General features: G+C 45.4%; 20 protein-coding genes and 1 tRNA gene. 16 read left to right on the plus strand and 5 right to left on the minus strand.

The features are described from left to right. Positions 1-12: 12 nt before the first annotated feature. The 6 genes from vapB (at position 13) to A3L04_RS02775 (ending at position 2737) form a co-directional block, all read left to right on the plus strand. Complete coding sequence (gene vapB, locus A3L04_RS02745; protein ID WP_331711198.1) at positions 13-195, plus strand: type II toxin-antitoxin system VapB family antitoxin; 183 nt, start codon at positions 13-15, stop codon at positions 193-195. After that, complete coding sequence (locus A3L04_RS02750; protein WP_068576505.1) at positions 182-598, plus strand: type II toxin-antitoxin system VapC family toxin; 417 nt, start codon at positions 182-184, stop codon at positions 596-598. The genes vapB and A3L04_RS02750 overlap by 14 nt, the downstream gene beginning before the upstream one ends. Before the next feature lie 194 nt (positions 599-792). After that, positions 793-1101: a hypothetical protein gene (locus A3L04_RS02760; protein WP_068576509.1), complete on the plus strand. Its 309-nt coding sequence runs from the start codon at positions 793-795 to the stop codon at positions 1099-1101. 297 nt (positions 1102-1398) lie between these two features. Then, positions 1399-1527 (plus strand): hypothetical protein, encoded by a 129-nt coding sequence (locus tag A3L04_RS02765; protein WP_331711199.1) that lies wholly within the window; start codon positions 1399-1401, stop codon positions 1525-1527. Positions 1528-1668: 141 nt separating this feature from the next. Next, positions 1669-2547, plus strand: a complete 879-nt coding sequence (locus A3L04_RS02770) for an AEC family transporter (RefSeq protein ID WP_068576511.1) — start codon at positions 1669-1671, stop codon at positions 2545-2547. A 1-nt stretch (position 2548) separates the two neighbouring features. Continuing rightward, entirely contained in the window at positions 2549-2737 is a 189-nt protein-coding gene (locus A3L04_RS02775; RefSeq protein ID WP_068576513.1) for a hypothetical protein, read from the plus strand. Here the strand turns inward: A3L04_RS02775 and A3L04_RS02780 are convergent. The 3 genes from A3L04_RS02780 to A3L04_RS02785 are packed head-to-tail and all read right to left on the minus strand — an operon-like array spanning position 2732 to position 4483. Continuing rightward, complete coding sequence (locus tag A3L04_RS02780; protein ID WP_394326730.1) at positions 2732-3424, minus strand: AAA family ATPase; 693 nt, start codon at positions 3422-3424, stop codon at positions 2732-2734. The genes A3L04_RS02775 and A3L04_RS02780 overlap by 6 nt on opposite strands. Continuing rightward, positions 3414-3791, minus strand: a complete 378-nt coding sequence (locus A3L04_RS11445) for an ATP-binding protein (RefSeq protein ID WP_394326727.1) — start codon at positions 3789-3791, stop codon at positions 3414-3416. Before A3L04_RS11445 ends, A3L04_RS02780 begins: the two co-directional genes overlap by 11 nt. A 56-nt stretch (positions 3792-3847) precedes the next feature. Continuing rightward, positions 3848-4483 (minus strand): PAB0415 family putative ATP pyrophosphatase, encoded by a 636-nt coding sequence (locus tag A3L04_RS02785; protein WP_068576515.1) that lies wholly within the window; start codon positions 4481-4483, stop codon positions 3848-3850. 182 nt (positions 4484-4665) lie between these two features. Here A3L04_RS02785 and cmr1 point away from each other — a divergent pair, with 182 nt between their 5' ends. From cmr1 to cmr6, 8 genes are read left to right on the plus strand one after another with little or no spacing between them, the layout of a single operon-like run. Further along, on the plus strand, positions 4666-5964 hold the full coding sequence (gene cmr1 / locus A3L04_RS02790) for a type III-B CRISPR module RAMP protein Cmr1 (protein ID WP_068576518.1): 1299 nt from the start codon (positions 4666-4668) through the stop codon (positions 5962-5964). Between the two features lies 1 nt (position 5965). Beyond that, the gene (gene cas10, locus A3L04_RS02795) at positions 5966-8839 is read left to right on the plus strand and encodes a type III-B CRISPR-associated protein Cas10/Cmr2 (RefSeq protein WP_068576520.1); all 2874 of its coding nucleotides are present in this window, start codon (positions 5966-5968) and stop codon (positions 8837-8839) included. Beyond that, positions 8833-9840 (plus strand): type III-B CRISPR module-associated protein Cmr3, encoded by a 1008-nt coding sequence (cmr3, locus tag A3L04_RS02800; RefSeq protein WP_088859102.1) that lies wholly within the window; start codon positions 8833-8835, stop codon positions 9838-9840. The genes cas10 and cmr3 overlap by 7 nt, the downstream gene beginning before the upstream one ends. Continuing rightward, a complete protein-coding gene (locus A3L04_RS02805; RefSeq protein WP_068576524.1) occupies positions 9840-10829 on the plus strand; it encodes a hypothetical protein in 990 nt (329 codons plus the stop codon). The genes cmr3 and A3L04_RS02805 overlap by 1 nt, the downstream gene beginning before the upstream one ends. Beyond that, on the plus strand, positions 10823-11122 hold the full coding sequence (gene crn3, locus A3L04_RS02810) for a CRISPR-associated ring nuclease Crn3/Csx3 (protein ID WP_068576527.1): 300 nt from the start codon (positions 10823-10825) through the stop codon (positions 11120-11122). Before A3L04_RS02805 ends, crn3 begins: the two co-directional genes overlap by 7 nt. Further along, the gene (gene cmr4 / locus A3L04_RS02815; RefSeq protein WP_068576529.1) at positions 11123-12007 is read left to right on the plus strand and encodes a type III-B CRISPR module RAMP protein Cmr4; all 885 of its coding nucleotides are present in this window, start codon (positions 11123-11125) and stop codon (positions 12005-12007) included. Between the two features lie 10 nt (positions 12008-12017). Then, positions 12018-12455, plus strand: a complete 438-nt coding sequence (gene cmr5, locus A3L04_RS02820) for a type III-B CRISPR module-associated protein Cmr5 (RefSeq protein WP_068576531.1) — start codon at positions 12018-12020, stop codon at positions 12453-12455. After that, positions 12455-13462: a type III-B CRISPR module RAMP protein Cmr6 gene (gene cmr6 / locus A3L04_RS02825; RefSeq protein ID WP_068576532.1), complete on the plus strand. Its 1008-nt coding sequence runs from the start codon at positions 12455-12457 to the stop codon at positions 13460-13462. Before cmr5 ends, cmr6 begins: the two co-directional genes overlap by 1 nt. Before the next feature lie 501 nt (positions 13463-13963). Here the strand turns inward: cmr6 and A3L04_RS02830 are convergent. Further along, positions 13964-14039, minus strand: a tRNA-Gln gene (locus tag A3L04_RS02830). A gap of 146 nt (positions 14040-14185) precedes the next feature. On the opposite strand from A3L04_RS02830, the gene A3L04_RS02835 reads away from it, so the two are divergent. Both A3L04_RS02835 and A3L04_RS02840 read left to right on the plus strand, forming a co-directional pair. Next, entirely contained in the window at positions 14186-15127 is a 942-nt protein-coding gene (locus A3L04_RS02835; protein ID WP_068576534.1) for an SPFH domain-containing protein, read from the plus strand. Between the two features lie 4 nt (positions 15128-15131). Then, positions 15132-15557: an NfeD family protein gene (locus A3L04_RS02840; protein WP_068576536.1), complete on the plus strand. Its 426-nt coding sequence runs from the start codon at positions 15132-15134 to the stop codon at positions 15555-15557. Here A3L04_RS02840 and A3L04_RS02845 read toward each other — a convergent pair. Continuing rightward, the gene (locus A3L04_RS02845) at positions 15532-16206 is read right to left on the minus strand and encodes an RING finger protein (RefSeq protein ID WP_068576538.1); all 675 of its coding nucleotides are present in this window, start codon (positions 16204-16206) and stop codon (positions 15532-15534) included. The genes A3L04_RS02840 and A3L04_RS02845 overlap by 26 nt on opposite strands. Between the last annotated feature and the right edge of the window lie 8 nt (positions 16207-16214).

Genomic DNA, 16214 nt, shown 5'->3' on the forward strand with positions numbered 1-16214 from the left:
CTAAAAAGGGAAATGGACAAGCTTAGGGGAGAAATTAACTGGAGTGAAGAGATAAGAGAGTTCATAAAAAGGAGGATAGAAGAAGAGAGAAAGCGAAAGGCTCTTGAAAGGTTTATAGGCATAGTGAAGACGCTTCCCGAGGCGCCCAGAGGAGCGGCAAAAAATCTCGTGAGGGGGGATCGTGATAGTCATTGATACTTCGGCATTCTCAAAGGTTCTCATTAGGGAAGAGGGCTGGGAGGAAGTAGTTCCCTATCTACAGCCAGAACGAGAACCGTACACGGTAGAGATGCTGATCACTGAAGCGACGAATGTGCTGTGGAAGTACGTTACTAAGTACAAAGTTTTTGGTAGGGAAAAAGCGGAGGAACTTTATAATGCAATGGTTGAGCTAGTTAAGGAGGGGCTTCTAATTGTTGAGCCGAATTCAAAGTATCTAAAGGAAGCCCTAAGGATCGCCATTGAAAGAGAAATTGCCGTTTACGATGCCCTTTTTATAGCTCAAGCGTTAAGTCTCAATGCTCCTCTCGTTACTTGTGATGAAAAGCAGGGGGAAAAAGCCAGAGAGATTGGAGCTGAAGTTATACTTATTAAATGATGAGAAATGAGCAGGGATGAAAATGCTGGGGTTCATCCTCTTGGGCCTAGCAATAGAATTCTTAGTTGGGCTCAGCGGAGTTGGTGGGCGGGTTTAAATATTCCCTATCTAATATCTCGATATGGGGTTGGAATTGTAGAACAAATTTTTTTGACTCTTATTCCACAAATTAAAGACATGAACATTGTAGTGTAGTGAGGTTTATCCTCTCCAGATACGGCGGAAATGTTATTACAAAGGAAGAACTGGTTAAGGTATGTACTAAATTTAATGCTGATCCAGAGTATGTAGTGCACTATCTCCTGTCCTATGGCTATGCAGTTCGTATTCTCCGAGGGCTCTATTATGTGAAGACTGTTGAGGAATTTAAGCTGAAAAGAGCTTTAAAACCGTTGAAGATTATTGGACTTGGCCTGGACAGACTTGGGTTAAAGTGGTATTACGGTCTCTTCACGGCCTTTAGATTAAATCCCCTCACGCTTCTCACTAAGATATTTCGATAGGATCTATAACAACCGGCCGTTTTATTTCCGGATAAAGCTCGTGATAGGCATCGAGAACATCAATGAATCCCCTTGGCGTCATAGGATGGAAGATTATTGAGAATATACACCATTTGACTAGTGTTTTGTCAAGTATGAGGGAAATTAAGGGTTCCACTTTCTTGGGTTTTTGGTGCCCTAGCTTTCTCACCTAACCTAGGTTTTGGATTTGGGAAATTTGAAAGACTGTTGGTAACTCTTGGAGATAGCATTGTTTGGTGGATGTAACATGGATTTCAAGATCTGGGGATAAAAACTTTGGAAATCCTAAGGGGTGATGAGAAGTTTGAAAATCCGGAGGTTTTTATGGATACTCCAAAAATGACTCCAGATGAGGAAGCTGGGCTTGTAATAAAGAAAGCGAGAGAACTCGGATATCTGTCCTAATCTTATTCCTATTTTTCTTTTGAAAGTCTCGTCCTTTAGGGCGAGGATGCTTGTTCCGGGTTTTATTTTAGTGAACTGTTGGAACGGTGTCCCTTTTCAAGCCATGTATAAACCTTTAAAACACTAACTCGACGAACTGACATGAACATTCCAGAGATGCTTTCACTGATCCTCCTGGGCTACCTGCTCAGGCGAGCAATAAAGAGCGAGAGGTTCTTCTACATCCTGAGAAGGCTTGTAAATGAAATTCTCTTCGCCTTATTTGTCTTTGGAAACGTCGCTAGCAAAGACCTTTCTTACCTGCTAAAGATAAAGATAGTTTTCCTGTACGTGTTCTTGGTTATAGGAATAAGCCTCTTCGCTTCATTTTTGTACTCAAAGCTGTTTGTAAAAGATAGAAAATGGAGAGGCGCCTTGATGGTTCTCTCCTCCTACCCAAATACCGCAGCTTTAGGATTCCCAATAGCGAGCCTTTTCTTGGATGATATAACTCCCGTGATTCTGTACTCAACGACTAACTCCTTGATAATCCTTCCGATTGTAACCTTTATAGCCGCACACTACTCCACGGGAGGGGCCTCCGTAAAGGAGAGCTTCAAGAAAGCCTTGAGGTTTCCCCCAACGCTTGCCAACCTGCTAGCTTTAACCCTTGTTATAGCTGGGATCAGGTTGCCGGACTGGTTCCTCAATCCCATAAAGACCGTGGGATGGACTAACATCCCTCTGCTCCTCGTGTACTTCGGTTCCAGGATATCTCTGGGTAAGTTCTCCGTAAGGAAGTTAATAGAGGTTGCAACTTTTAGGAGCTTGATACCTTTTGCATTCGTCTATGCAACCCTGCACGGTTATCCCAGGGAGATATTCTATGCGATATTGGTTGAAGCCTCGATGCCACCTGCAATAGCCGCCAACGCAATCTTAGCCCAATACGAACTCAAGGCTGAAGAAGCGATAAGTGTAACCTTCGTGTGGACGCTAATAGTTATAGCCTTCTTCTCCATACTGGCTTGGAGGTGGTGAGATGGATAAGAGAAAGGTTTACAGACTGCTCCTCGTTTTGGTTTTGATCCTCACCATTGTATACACCTTAAGCATCCTGGGATACCTTCCCTACTTTCCCTACTTTCTAGCTTACTACATCGTAGTGTTCTTCATAGTCTTGTTTCTGGCTCTGAGGTGGCATGAGAGGCTTAGGGGCTGGAGATTATAAAGCTTTAGAAATAACTTTCCTTACAACTGGGTCAATTATCCTATATCTCCCCTCTTCTTTCCTTATCCATCCCATCTTCTCGAGGTTCTTGAGTAGATTGGCGAGCCGTGAGTTTGGAACTTCTCCAGCTCTCACCTCAATGTATTCCTTTATTAGTTCCCATCTGTCTAGGCCCAGGGATATTGCCTTAAGGATTAGGGAGTATCTTGGGCTCTTCTTTTCTAACTCTCTTACTTCTCCTATAATCATTGCCTCTGCCTTCCTGAGCACTTTCTCCATAGCCTCTTCGAAGCTTTTAGTGTGAATGTAGCTGTAGCCGAATTCAACGAGCCAGCCGGGGATTCCGTCAAGGAAGTTAACTGCCTTTTCTATTTCCTCTTCACTAATCTTCACTCCTGCTTCCTCAAATCCCCTCCTCAAGAACTCCTTAGATAAATCCCTCGAGAAAGGCTCAACTGTGACCTCCCCGTAAGCCCTTCCGTAAAGTGGGGAGTTGTAGTCATCAATTCCCAGGAAATCGTGTAGCAAACCAACTTCTGAACCTGAGAGTATGAAGGAGAGGCTCTCAAGATTGTCGTAGGCGTATGCCACTAACGCTAGAAACTCTTTACCACCTCTCGCTCCGTAGAATCTCAGGTATTGAGCTTCATCTATTGCAATTACTGCCCCTACTTCATTAAGGCTCAGAAAGAGACGATTCTCTGCTCAACTTTATCTCTACTCCCGTTACTTTAACCCCCTCTATTCTTCTAAGGATCTTTGCCAACTCCTTCCTCCATGTAGGCTTTGTTGCATTTAAGCTTCTTTCTATGGCTTTTTTCAGTGAATTGCTACTTATCCAGCCTCCTGACTCGAAGTAAAGCTCTCTCGCATCTATGTAAATGCCATTTAGTTCATTTAGGGCAACCTTAAGGATCGATGATTTTCCAATTCTTCTGATCCCTAAAAGCAGGGTTAGAGGGTATCTTTTAGTTGCCTCAATTAACTCTTCCAGCTCCTCCCCCCTGTCAAACAACTCCTCTCTTCTTGTTTTTGGCCTCGGATCAAACAGCATGTAATGCCCCCGTAACCTAGTAACGGTACCATTACTTAAATTAAATTTGGTGAAAGCTAGATTACATCAAACCTCAGCCAATAGTACCTCTCATCTTCTTCGATGCTTATCGGCTTTAGCTCGAAGCTCCTCGTGTATAGTGGGGACTTAGTAACCACCGTGTGGAACTCTCCATACTCTCCCAGCGGATCTATTCCTGGGTTCTTGGCTAGGAACTCTTCGAGATCTCTTTCACTTCTGAACGTGTATCCCAGGAACTCTCTTGAAAGCCTGTTCTTATCTACGGCTATTATCGAGTATTCAAACCCCTCACTCAAAATTTCCCTGGCCAGCTCATGGGTGTCCATTCCAAAAAGTGGCTCCACCAGCTTTAGCCCCGCCTCCCTCGCTATCCCTTCAAGCCACCTGTAGTGATCCTCTATCTTCACATCTCCAGCTATTATCGCCTCCACAGAGAGGGCCTTAAGGTTCTCGATGAGCTTTTCCGTTCCTTGGCTCATGTCAAATGTGAGCATTGCCTTTCCCATTGAATTAGCTAGCCTCCTAAGAGAGCGTAAGTTCTCATAATGGGGGGAGAGTCCGATGGTGGTCTTCAATGCTAGTAGGTAAGTGACGTCGTATCCAAGCTTTTGTGCCAGGTAAACGGCATAGAGACCGTCCTTTCCTCCCGAGAATAGGGCTATCGCCTTCATGCTTGCATGTTATACGTTTCTGCTTATAGCGGTTTTCCCTGGGATTTGCTATACTATTAAATGTTCTTCAATATTCAAATAATTTTAACCTTTTCGCAGAAAAATTTTTAATACTTTAATCTGCAGTATTAGTGGACACTCTTTCCTGTTATCTACATCCTCAAATTTATGGGGGATGGTTAATGTACGAGGTTACGTTTGAATTGGAGAATATTACTCCCCTTTTCATGCACGGTGCCGACCAGAGCACGGCAGAATTTCGGGCTGCCAGCGTGAAGGGAGTAATGAGATGGTGGTTCAGGGCCTTGGCTGGAAATTACTTTGGAGATAACATCTCTGGGCTGAAGAAAGCGGAGTGCAGAATTTTTGGGTGTGCTGAAAGTGAGGTAAGGAAAAGCCTCGTTACTGTAGTAGCTTCAGCATCTAGCCCCCCAAATGGTTATATTGATAAAACTTCTAATAGCTGGAAAAATGCCATTGCATGGTCTGAGTACGTAGACTACTTCTTCTTTTCGATGCTCGACAAAAAGAGGGAATCTAATAAGATAAAAATTAAAAGTAAATCAAGTTTCTTCCCGCCACAATCAAGATTCCGAGTTATTCTTAGATCGCCAGATAGACGAGCGTTGGAACTTGCAGAGGCCTCTCTGCTATTGGCAATACACCTTGGTGGTTTTGGCCTCAGGGCAAGAAGAGGGGCTGGTAGCCTAAAGATCTCGAAAGTTTCGGGAGATTGCAGTTTTGATGATTGCAACTCTTACGTTGTTGAGACTCCTGATGAGCTGAGAGATATTATTGAGACGATATTGGAATTCAGTGAGCAGGCACTCGCGGGGCCTGGAGATGAATTATCTCGTACGCCCATTGAAGGGTACCCTAAATATCCTATACTTCATCCTGAGTATGCTGCTGTCTTCGTGCTTGACCATGAGCGTCCAAAGGATTGGATAGGGGCCTTAGATAATTTTGGGAGATGGTATCTTGGCAGGAAGGCAGGTAGGAAATTTGTGGATGGTTTCAGATTCAAGTTTGCTGATTATAATCTATCTCATGATCTTAATAGGGGTATAGGAGGCTCCTCAAGCAAGGAAAAAAGATATTACTTAGGGTTGCCCCTTATCTATGCAAACTATAAAGTTACCGTTGAGGGCGTGAAAGGAGCCCCCCGTAATTGCCCCAAGGAGAGTGATCGGCTTATAAGAAGAAGAGCTTCTGGTTATTGGTTATCTCTGTCCCAATTTGGAGACACAGTATCTCCAGTTGTAACTGTCTTTGCTTATCAGCTGTATCCAGAATATGAAGGAAGGTTCTGCTTTAGGAAGAAAATTAAGGGGGAAAGGGATAGGATTGGACTAATAACTCTTGAGAATCCGATTTCTCATAGAGCCGAAGATAATGAGGCTGTTGTTAATTTCTATAGGGAGAAGTTCATTGGTGATAAAGGTTTAGCTGGATATAAGGTCTGGCCTGGGAGGGTTTAATATGGGAAGACCTTGGGAAGTTTATTCAGATGCATTCCTAGAAGTTGCTCCTTCAAGGATCCTTGGCTATCTATTGGGCCTCAATGACCTGCCAGAGGAGTGGAAGAAGCTTTCGAGCTATTCCCCTAAGGATTCTCGCACTTTAACCAAGTTCGTTCTCAAGCATCCAATAAGTACCAAAGAGAAGGAATTAGTGCACCTATCTAAGTTCTGGAGAAACTCCTCACAAAATGAAAAAGAGGAATTTTTGAATGCACTTAGGAAAGCTGAAGATGATGTTGTCAATAAGCTGAAAAACGCCGGTTCCATGGAGGAGTTCGCGAAGTTGTGGAATAATCTGCCCAAGATGCTTAAAGATGCCTACGAGAAAGAACTGAAGCAACTAAACCTAACTCCCGAAATTGCGGGGGAACTAGTTAATCTCCCGGCAGATCCCTTTGTTCCAGACCATGACTGGCTCAGTAGACTTGACATCTACGCCCAGCTAAAGGCCGGAAATGGAGAGGCAACTCTAGTAAGGTTTAAACTCTCCCCCGTTCAGGGATTCATAGGCAACGCGAGAACCGAGAGGGATCTGTGGGCGGGCAGTCACATACTAAGCTTCCTCACGTACCTAGCTATATCCAGGCTCTGGAGGAAGTTTGGCCCAAATGCCATTATAGTTCCCCACCTTAGAGGCCAGCCGTTCTTTGAGCATGAGCTTAAGATACTGAAAGAGAGGGACAAGCTGGACATAGCTAACATGCCCAACAAAGTTCTCGCGATAGTCCCGGGAACCGTTGATGTTAACGAACTTGAAGAAGAAGTTAGGAACGAGATCAGGGGATTCCTTGAGAAGTTGTTCCAGGCAGCTTGGAGCTTTTATAAGCTCGGCGACATTTTCGAAGAGGATCCAGTTTATAATGAAACCGTTCGCAACTACTTCTCAATAACTGTTGAGGCGTTTCCGCTTTCTAAGACTCCTGGCATTGAAAGTGCTCTGAGGAAGTACCTAAGCATTGTCGGTGATAGTAATGAAATCCACTACTACTCTGAGGTTTTTGCAATTCTCGATCAGCTGACTGACTTTAAGTCTGTGGAGCACTTCCCGCCTGAGCAACCCAAGGGCTTTAAGTGCACACTCTGTGGAGAGAACTTGGCAGTGGGGGGCAGAGATGAAGAAGACAGCGTCAAACACAGCTGGAATACCCTGCGAAACAAGCTCAGAAGCAGGAGAATATATGATATCAAAGAAAATGAGAGGCTATGTCCTCTATGCCTCGTTAAGAGGTTCTATCCGAGGTTCTATTCCCTCTGGAAGGCGGATTACTTGTGGGTGGAACAAACCGCAGAAGGCATCTCTGAGAGAGTGGATGAGCGGAGCGATCAGCAGGGGCCAAAAGGCTTCATGTCAGTGAGCGAAGTTGCAATGAGGAGGGTTACGGAGAAATCTCTAGACAGGTTCAATAAAGATGAGCTGTTCGTGACAAATGAGTCTGGATCAAAGGTCAGGCCTGTAACGTGGTATGATATTTTCCTCCACCAGCTCTTTTACACGGGCGCTAGAAGCGAGTGGAGGGGAGAAGTGAAGCCTCCGAAGTTCGGTGGGAGTACAAAACAAGAGTTCGAAGGCATACTTGCTCAGCTTGCAGGCTACTTAAGGCCCCTGTTCCAAGGGCTTGAGCCGGACTGTGAGGTTTTGTACAAGGATAACTTAAGAAGTGAGGATGCGGTTGCGAAGGTCTTTGGCGTTGATAGGGACTCGTTACCATCTGAAATTAACTTTGAGGACCTGAAAACTGGGGTATCTAAACTCGAAGATCTGGTAGGTGAGCCTCCCAAGTACTATGGCCTTCTTAAGATGGATGGAGACAACATGGGTAAACTCCTGAGCGGTACAAAGAGCGTTAAAGACGTTGGCGAATACACACTAGCTGGCGAGGGGCTGGGGGTTAAGAGGCCCTCAACGCCAACCGTTCACGTGGCAATAACCCGCTCCCTCAGCAACTTTGCGGTGAACCACGTTCCAAAGATATCAAAGGATTATGGTGCTGAGCTGCTGTATGCTGGTGGTGATGATGTCTTTGCCGTCGCTCCAACTGATACGGTGTTCTCACTAGCTTATGAAATCCAGAAGAAGTTCCGTGAGGACTGGAATGGATTTGAGTACCTCCAAGGAAGCAGTAGGAGCATGAGCGCCGGGATTTTGATAACCTACTACAAGGAGCCTCTCTATATAGCGGTGAGAAAGGTTGCGGAGCTTGAGCATCTTGCAAAGGAGAGCGGTAGAAACGCAGTTGCAATAGGGTACAGGAAGCACAGCGGCACTTACTACTGGGTTGTAGCAAACTGGAGCGTTTTCTCTGGGGAACACTTGGAGAGTTTCCTTAAAGAAATGAGAAATGGCAAGATAAGCAGGAAGTTGCTTTATGAGCTGGACACTAAGGTATGGCCAAACGATCCTCTGGCGGTTTTGAATTTAGTTAAATACGAAGTGTCGAGGCATTCAAGCTATAGAAAGGATGAAAAAGAAGCCCTGGTTGACAGGTTTGCTGAGTTTCTGTGGATCGTGAGGAACATAAGGGTAAGGATTGCAAGTGGGGAAGTTCCTGGGGTAGATGCGGGGGTAGTTAACGATCTCGTGGCTGAGGTTATAGTGGATGATCCTGAGAACCCCAACAACGATTCCTTTGAGAAAATAAAACAGGTAGCAGAATCCATATGGCAGAGACGCGATCCCGAAACTGCATGGTTCATTGAGTTGCAGAATAAATTGGCTCAGGAATTTAGTGAAAAGCAGGCCAAGATAATAGCCGGTCTAGTTTTGAAGAAGCAGGTTTGGGGAGCTTCGGTTCTCCTCAAGATCCTCCTAGAGGCGGGGTGGGCCTTATGGTGATGGAGATCTTCCCAAATGACGTTCTAATGTTTAGGGAAAGCAGGGAGTTTTCCGCCGGCGAGTACCATGTTGCCGTGACTAGAGAACCACTACCTCACACGATAGCGGGGGCAATTATGGCAAACCTCTACCTGAAAGGAGGAGTTGACTTAATAAACTACAACAGTGATTTAAAACGGTGGAAGCCTGGGTTCTCAATTCTCGGTGTTTTCTTCGCTAAAGGCGGTAAACCACTATTTCCTCTTCCCAAAGATCTTGTAGCTATTGATAACGGCGTAGTTTATCCCCTCAGGCCCAGGGAAGTTTTGGGCAGAGTTATAGTAGTTGCCAAAAGTGAAGGTAATGAAACCCTCAGATTTAAGCCCGCCGGAGGCTTTCTAACGTTAGATGCCCTTACCCGCTACCTAGCTGGGGGTAGTGGGCCATTTAATCCCGTACCTACTGGGGATGTATACGTATTGGAGGAGCGCGTAGGCATTGGCATCGATAGGGACAGGAGGGTTGTGGTGGAGGGCCTGCTGTACCGTACTGTAAACCTGAGGGTCAGGGAGGGAGTCTCGCTCAAAGTGTACTTTGAAAGGGGTGAAGACAAAGTTAAGGGGATCATCGAGGAGAAAGGCATGCTTAGGCTGGGAGGTGAGTCCAGGTTTGCCACGTACAGGTTCAACGGAGATGAGTTTCCGGTGAAAGTTAATGATAGGGAGAGTCGTCTTATCCGCCTGTACTTTGCGACACCTTTAATTCCCGGAGGTGGCATTAGGGAAGTTTTAAAGGAACTGAAAATCAAGGGAAGAATTCTGAAAATATTTACGGGAAGGAAAATTGCCGTAACCGGCTGGGACATGAAGGCTAAAATGCCCAAAGAGACTCTCTACGCGTATCCACCTGGAACCGTGGTCTGGGTTGAGGCTGATGAACCCGTTAAGATTGGAAAGCCACTGAAGGCAGGCCTCATGAAGGAGTTTGGTTACGGACTAGTTCTTCCAGGGGTGATGGGGTAATGGGCGTGTACCATATTTCTGGCCTGGGCCTTAGCCCGGGAGCCCTAACAATGCCCCTTACGTGTGTGTACATCCTCCAGGTGGCGGCAAGGTTTGGGCATGAGGAGGCAAGAAAGTTCTTTGAGCTCTCCGGAGAGGCCCCCAGAAAGGGGAGCTATGAGAAGCACAAGGGTGAGCCTGAGGCTATAATAGTTCTGGACTCTAAGGAGGCCATAGAAGGTGGGCTACCCCTTAGGTACGAATCTCGCTGGTTCAAGATGCAGTCTAATGGTAAGGAGCCGATTGAAAGGCCTATCGTGAAGTACATATGCAAGCTTCTCTCGCACCTAAACGGCATCCTGGAGAAGGAAGGACTTGACGCTATAAGTCTCCCTAAGTACCTATATTTAGTTACCGTTGACTATCAGGACTTTGAGAATGCTTTAGATACTGCCGGAGCTCTGCTCCTTGGATTTGAGAGGAAAGAGGTGTGGGTTAACCTGATCGGAGGCTCGAACCAGCTAAACTTAGCTTTGATGATAGCCGGTGATTACACGATGATTCCAGCCAGATACTATTATGTCTTTCAAAATTCGAGCAGGCTGGAACCAGAGTGGCTAGATAAGCTCCCCAGGAAAAGAGAAGACTTCATGAGGTCTGCAGATATAATACTGAATCGTTGGTACGATCTGCCTCCCCTAAACCTGGGCTACGGGGATATTCTGAGGAGGTTAATTGATGAATTTAGCTACAGGCAGGTAATCTCGAGAAGCGAGCTGGAGCAGATAATAGCGGACGCTGGTTATGGGAGGCCCAGCGAATTCATTCCAAAGCTCATCAGCACCAGATACATTGTTCCCCTTGGAAAAGACGTCTTCGGTGCAGGAGGAATGCTTGAACGTGTGAAAACGCTGTTTGAAAAAATCGAGGAACACAGGAAGAATCTGAGAAATATGGACATCAGGAGGTACCTCGGAGATAAAATGAAGGAGGTTGAGTTCTCATGCTGAAATTTAAAACAGTTGAGCTTGAAGAATTCACTGTAGTTCATTTTGAAATAGATGGGATTCTTGAGCCTAAGGAGCTGAAGTCTCTTAATCCACCAAAAGTTAAGGCAAATAAGGGAGTAGTTCTCAGCGGAAGGGGCCCAATATGGCTCTACGCCTTTCTCGTTCACCACTATCATCCGGTCGCTTGGGTCGGTACTTATGACCCCAGGATTGGAGTCGTAGTTGTTGAATCACATGTTCCTGGAGTTGAGCCTGGTGACGTTTATCAACTCAACATAGAGGAGGTGCTCTAGATGTATAAGGAGGCGTTGGTTCTCGGGTTGTATTCCATAACTCCTGTCCACGCAGGAAGTGGGGCCGAGCTGAGTGTTATTGATCTGCCAATTCAGAGGGAGCGCCACACCGGCTTCCCAACCATATGGGGCCAAAGCCTTAAGGGAGTGTTGAGGAATGCATTTGAGAAGGAGGACAAGGATAAAGGAGTGATATACTCTATTTTTGGACCAGACACGGAGAGAGCAAGTGAACACGCAGGTGCAATTTCAGTAGGAGATGCGAGGATACTGCTATTCCCGGTGAGGAGTGCTAGGGGTGTCTTTGCCTATGTTACATGTCCTATGGTTCTGGAGAGGTTTAAGAGGGACATGGAATTTGCTGGGAGGAGTGATATTGCAAGCTTTAACATTCCTGAGGTTGTTAAAGATGGGAAAGCGTTGGTACATAAAGACTCGATACTCACAATAAACAGGAACAATAAAGCTTTAGTCGTGTTAGAAGATCTCCTCTTGACTGCTGAAGAGAATGACTTCTCACAGATTATCGATGCAATAAAGAAAATTGTTCCAGACGGCGTAGATGATCTGGGGAAGAGGCTTGTCATAGTTAGCAACAACGTATTCAGTGCCTTTGTTAAGTTCTCCACGGAGATAGTCGCTAGAATAGCCATAGACCAAAGCAGAGGTACAGTTAAGGAGGGTGGCCTTTGGTACGAGGAGTTTTTACCTGCGGATACCCTTCTATACTCGATAATAGCAATATCCGAGCCTAAAGGAGGCTCATTAAAGGATGCTGGGATGGTTAAGAGGGAACTCCAGAGCTTCTTGGATAGCAAGAAGTACCTTCAGGTTGGTGGGGATGAGACCGTCGGAAAGGGCTTTGTAAAAGTAAAGGTTCTCTGAGGTGGTGTCCATGGACATCAGAACGCTTGAGCAGAAGAGGGCAGAGTTTGCTTACAATAAAGTCCTTGAGGTAAGGGGAACGAGCGAGGAGATTCAGAAGAAGTATAGGTCTTACGTTAGAAGCGCGCCTACCCTGATACTAACCAATGGCTTGGGCCAAACCTTAGCATTCTATCTTTCGAAAATTGGGAATTCTAATGGGGACTATGAAGAAATAAATCTTAACGACTTAAAAAAGGCTGACCAGAAGGCCTATGCCTACCTCTACAAGCACATAGCGGAGTGGCTTGATGAGAAAATAATTCACAGCAAGAACCCTATTGAATACTATACCAGAGCAAGCTCGACAGAAGTTTTAACGCTAACTGAGGAAGTCATTGCCCTCCTCAAGTGGATGAGGCGTTTCGCTGATGCCATGCTTAAAGGGGACGAGCGAGGTGAGGAATAGTGGCTCCACTGTACTTCCTCTCCAGGGATCTCCTTTCAGTCCTTAGGGACAGGGATGGCAAAATCACACTGCGAACTGTAGACAATCTCTCCCTCCTTCTCAACAAATTTGCCCCCTTTTTAGAGGAGAATGGACTAAAAACTGGAGGAAAAGCCTTGAAGAGGGTGCTTAAGAAGATAGTAATTCCGAAATACTTGGTCAGAACTTACAGAGATTTTTACAAAAGGTACAAAGATGAGTTTTTGGAGTCGATTGACGCTAAATGGGGAATTTTAGCAACTAAGTCAAGGCTGGTCGTTGGCCTAGGAGATGAGAGCATCTATGAAACGAGCATAAGGCTCCTGAGAAACTACGGCGTTCCATACATTCCTGGATCGGCAATAAAAGGCGTAACAAGGGCTTGGTCAATTGAAATGCTGGCAGAATTACTTGAAGGTGCTGATGGATTTAGTAAGGATTTCTTTGAGAGGGCAGGGGAAGTTCAGGAATTGCTCTCTAAGGGGGACGCAGATGGATTTCCTGGTAAAGTCAAAGTGCCCAGTCACGCAAGTGGAGAACTTAATGAATTTCTTTGTGCTTTTGGTGTCTGTAATGATTCTGAGAGCGATGTTAATCTCAGGGGAATAGTTAGGGATATCATTGATATATTTGGGACCCAGGACAAGGAAGGTAGTATCGTGTTCTTTGATGCCTTGCTAGTTCCAAGAGAAGACGAAGGGCCAATGGATGTATTTGAGTGGGACATAATGAATCCCCACTATGGGCCATATTATCAGCAGGATAACAAGCCTCCAGGAGATTGGTATAATCCTGTTCCCGTGATATTCCTTACAGTGAAGAGTGGAGTTCAGTTCTTGTTTGCCGTTGCACAGTCATCAACAGCCGAGAAGAATCTCACTGAAGTTGCGTGGGAGTTAATGGTTGGAGCACTAAAGCATCATGGTGTTGGTGCAAAAACTAGCCTTGGATACGGTCGTTTTGAGGAGAAAAGTAAACAAAACCAGTGATCTTTTAGTTCAGTTTGGTGCCTCATTAGTCGAGATTATTCATTTTTTCAATTTTCCTTGGGACCTTCAGAAAATTTCTATTTCTCTTGGAGTTCCCAAGCTCTTCTCTCAATTATTATCACTTCCCACAATGCCTAACTCCACGACTGTTCAGAGGAAAGTTCTTAGAGAAATAGGGAACTCTATCCTGAGCACATAGGAAAAGTTTTTGCGCAAGAACACGACAGAAGAAACGATACCATAATTTTTCGCTTAAATTTTATTCTATTCCGAAGGCGTGGGATAGGCCTTCTGAATAAAGTCAAAGTGTTTGTCGCGAGTCAAAGACGAAAAATTGTTCGAATTTGGAACTTAGGAAATGAGTCACGGGACATAAAAGTGGTCTCGTGACCCCTTATGAAGAAGTGCTAGAAAAGGAGTTCCTAGCCAACAGCTTGAGGTCTTCATGGAATTGTTTAGTGGAGCAATGGGAGTAGTATTTAGATGAATTGTGATGTTGGGTGGTAGCCCCGCCGGGATTCGAACCCGGGTCGCGGGATCCAAAGTCCCGCATGCTTGGCCGCTACACCACGGGGCTACTCCCAATCTAAACCTCCCACATTGCCTTTTAAACTTAATCTTTTCCAAATTGGAATAATTATTGCCAATAAATGATATAATAGTATTTAATTAATCACGATAAATTTAAATTCCCTCGGGGATACTTTAACTGGTGACTCCTCTATGATAGGGGCAGGAGGTATCGCATTAATAATCCTGGGCATCTTCCTCCTGGTAATGCTCCTGTTGAGCGTTAAGGTGATACGGCCCTACCAGAAAGGTCTCGTGGAAAGGCTAGGAAAGTTCAACAGGATCCTCGACCCAGGAATACACTTCATAATCCCCTTCATGGAGAGGGTAAAGATAGTTGACATGAGGGAGCATGTTATTGACGTCCCTCCCCAGGAAGTCATATGTAAGGACAATGTTGTGGTTACCGTAGATGCAGTAGTCTACTATCAAGTGCTTGATCCAGTTAAAGCCGTTTACAACGTCAGCGACTTCTTGATGGCTATAGTTAAGCTGGCCCAGACTAATTTAAGGGCCATTATAGGTGAGATGGAGCTCGATGAGACCCTAAGTGGCAGGGATATAATCAATGCGAGGCTTAGGGAAGAGCTTGACAAGATAACGGATCGCTGGGGAGTCAAGATTACTAGGGTTGAGATCCAGAGGATAGATCCACCAAAGGACATCCAGGAAGCAATGGCCAAGCAGATGACTGCTGAAAGAGAAAAGAGGGCTATGATTTTACTTGCGGAAGGTAAGAAGGAGGCAGCAATCAGGGAGGCTGAGGGACAGAAGCAGGCCGCAATACTGAGGGCTGAAGGTGAGAAGCAGAGGCAGATATTAATCGCGGAAGGTCAGGCCGAGGCAATAAGAAAAGTGCTGGAGGCGCTAAAGTTAGCCGACGAGAAGTATTTGGCCTTGCAGTACATAGAGAAGCTTCCAGAGCTCGCTAAGTACGGTAACTTGATAGTTCCCTACGAGACTGAAGCATTAATAGGCCTCCTCAGGATACTGCAAAAGCTGAAGGAAGAGCCTCCAAAGCTTCCAAAGCCCGAAGAACCTAAAAAGGAGAATGGAGATGAGGATATAGAGAAGCTTGAGAAGATGATGGGGTGATGCTATGCTTGTCTTCCCAATTCTACTTTTGATCCTGGGCCTGCTGATAATACTCTTGGATATGATGGTTGCGGCGTTTATAACACCAATAGGGATAGCATTTGCTGTCCTTGGTCTCTTACTGATGTTTGGAATCAACTTCTATGTGTCGTTCGTTGTATCCCTGATCTCTGCCGTTGTTTCGTACATGCTCTTTGCCAGGTTCATAAAGAAGGAAACCAGGGATCTAGGCAGGGAGAAGTACACTTTTGAGCTTAAGGGCAAAGTGGGTAAAGTTGTCAAGGTCGCTCAGGATCACTACCTCGTTGAACTTGAGGGAGATACATGGATAGCTTACAGCGATGAAAACCTGAGCGTGGGGGATGAAGTTGAGGTAATTGACGTTGATGGCTTGAAGCTTAAGGTCAGAAAGAAAACTCTTCAGCGGTGAGCTCTTCAACCACTCTCTCAAACTCGTTTACTGGGGTGAACTTGAAGCCGCATCTGTCGCACACAAGAACACCTTTTTCTTCTCTCAGCGGGGAGAAGCAAATCGGACACCTGTATTCTTCCCTGTAAAGCCTATCAAAAATTTCATCAACCATGACAAGTAGCTTTAAGTCCTCCTGCCACTCCTCGTATAGACTTCCCCAGTAGGGAACTGACAACGGAACCTTATCCTCGATTATGAGCGGATTTATTCCCAAGCTCCTGATTCCCCGTGGCAGTTTTTGCGCGGGCTCAATCGATACTACCTCTTGATCGTAGAGCTCTATCCTTTCAGCTCTTACAGTTATCCCTTTCCCTATTCTCCCTCTGAGGGGAAATATCTGAATGAAAAGCCTGTCCTCCTCAATATCCCAGCTCGCCGTAACTCCAGTATTGCCTTTGGTGTAGAACATTGTGAAGTACCTCTCATCATCTTCCTCGGAGGAGAATGAGAATCCCAATTTATTGAGGGCTCTCCTAATAAAGTTTGGCTTAGGAAATCTTTCATAGGCTAGAATATACTCCCCTATCCATCCGGCGAGGGCCATAGAGTAACCCACATAGGCCTGCCTCTGAACTTGTAGGTAGGCTATCCCTGGGATGAGCTTCATCAAGTTAA

Source organism: Thermococcus chitonophagus (genome assembly GCF_002214605.1).
Lineage (GTDB): Archaea > Methanobacteriota_B > Thermococci > Thermococcales > Thermococcaceae > Pyrococcus > Pyrococcus chitonophagus.

Coding starts and splice junctions, on each gene's coding strand:
- vapB (WP_331711198.1), top strand. CDS start 13: ATGGACAAGCTTAGGGGAGAAATTAACTGGAGTGAAGAGATAAGAGAG.
- A3L04_RS02770 (WP_068576511.1), top strand. CDS start 1,669: ATGAACATTCCAGAGATGCTTTCACTGATCCTCCTGGGCTACCTGCTC.
- A3L04_RS02775 (WP_068576513.1), top strand. CDS start 2,549: ATGGATAAGAGAAAGGTTTACAGACTGCTCCTCGTTTTGGTTTTGATC.
- A3L04_RS11445 (WP_394326727.1), bottom strand. CDS start 3,791: ATGCTGTTTGATCCGAGGCCAAAAACAAGAAGAGAGGAGTTGTTTGAC.
- A3L04_RS02785 (WP_068576515.1), bottom strand. CDS start 4,483: ATGAAGGCGATAGCCCTATTCTCGGGAGGAAAGGACGGTCTCTATGCC.
- cmr1 (WP_068576518.1), top strand. CDS start 4,666: ATGTACGAGGTTACGTTTGAATTGGAGAATATTACTCCCCTTTTCATG.
- cas10 (WP_068576520.1), top strand. CDS start 5,966: ATGGGAAGACCTTGGGAAGTTTATTCAGATGCATTCCTAGAAGTTGCT.
- cmr3 (WP_088859102.1), top strand. CDS start 8,833: ATGGTGATGGAGATCTTCCCAAATGACGTTCTAATGTTTAGGGAAAGC.
- A3L04_RS02805 (WP_068576524.1), top strand. CDS start 9,840: ATGGGCGTGTACCATATTTCTGGCCTGGGCCTTAGCCCGGGAGCCCTA.
- crn3 (WP_068576527.1), top strand. CDS start 10,823: ATGCTGAAATTTAAAACAGTTGAGCTTGAAGAATTCACTGTAGTTCAT.
- cmr4 (WP_068576529.1), top strand. CDS start 11,123: ATGTATAAGGAGGCGTTGGTTCTCGGGTTGTATTCCATAACTCCTGTC.
- cmr5 (WP_068576531.1), top strand. CDS start 12,018: ATGGACATCAGAACGCTTGAGCAGAAGAGGGCAGAGTTTGCTTACAAT.
- A3L04_RS02835 (WP_068576534.1), top strand. CDS start 14,186: ATGATAGGGGCAGGAGGTATCGCATTAATAATCCTGGGCATCTTCCTC.
- A3L04_RS02840 (WP_068576536.1), top strand. CDS start 15,132: ATGCTTGTCTTCCCAATTCTACTTTTGATCCTGGGCCTGCTGATAATA.
- A3L04_RS02845 (WP_068576538.1), bottom strand. CDS start 16,206: ATGAAGCTCATCCCAGGGATAGCCTACCTACAAGTTCAGAGGCAGGCC.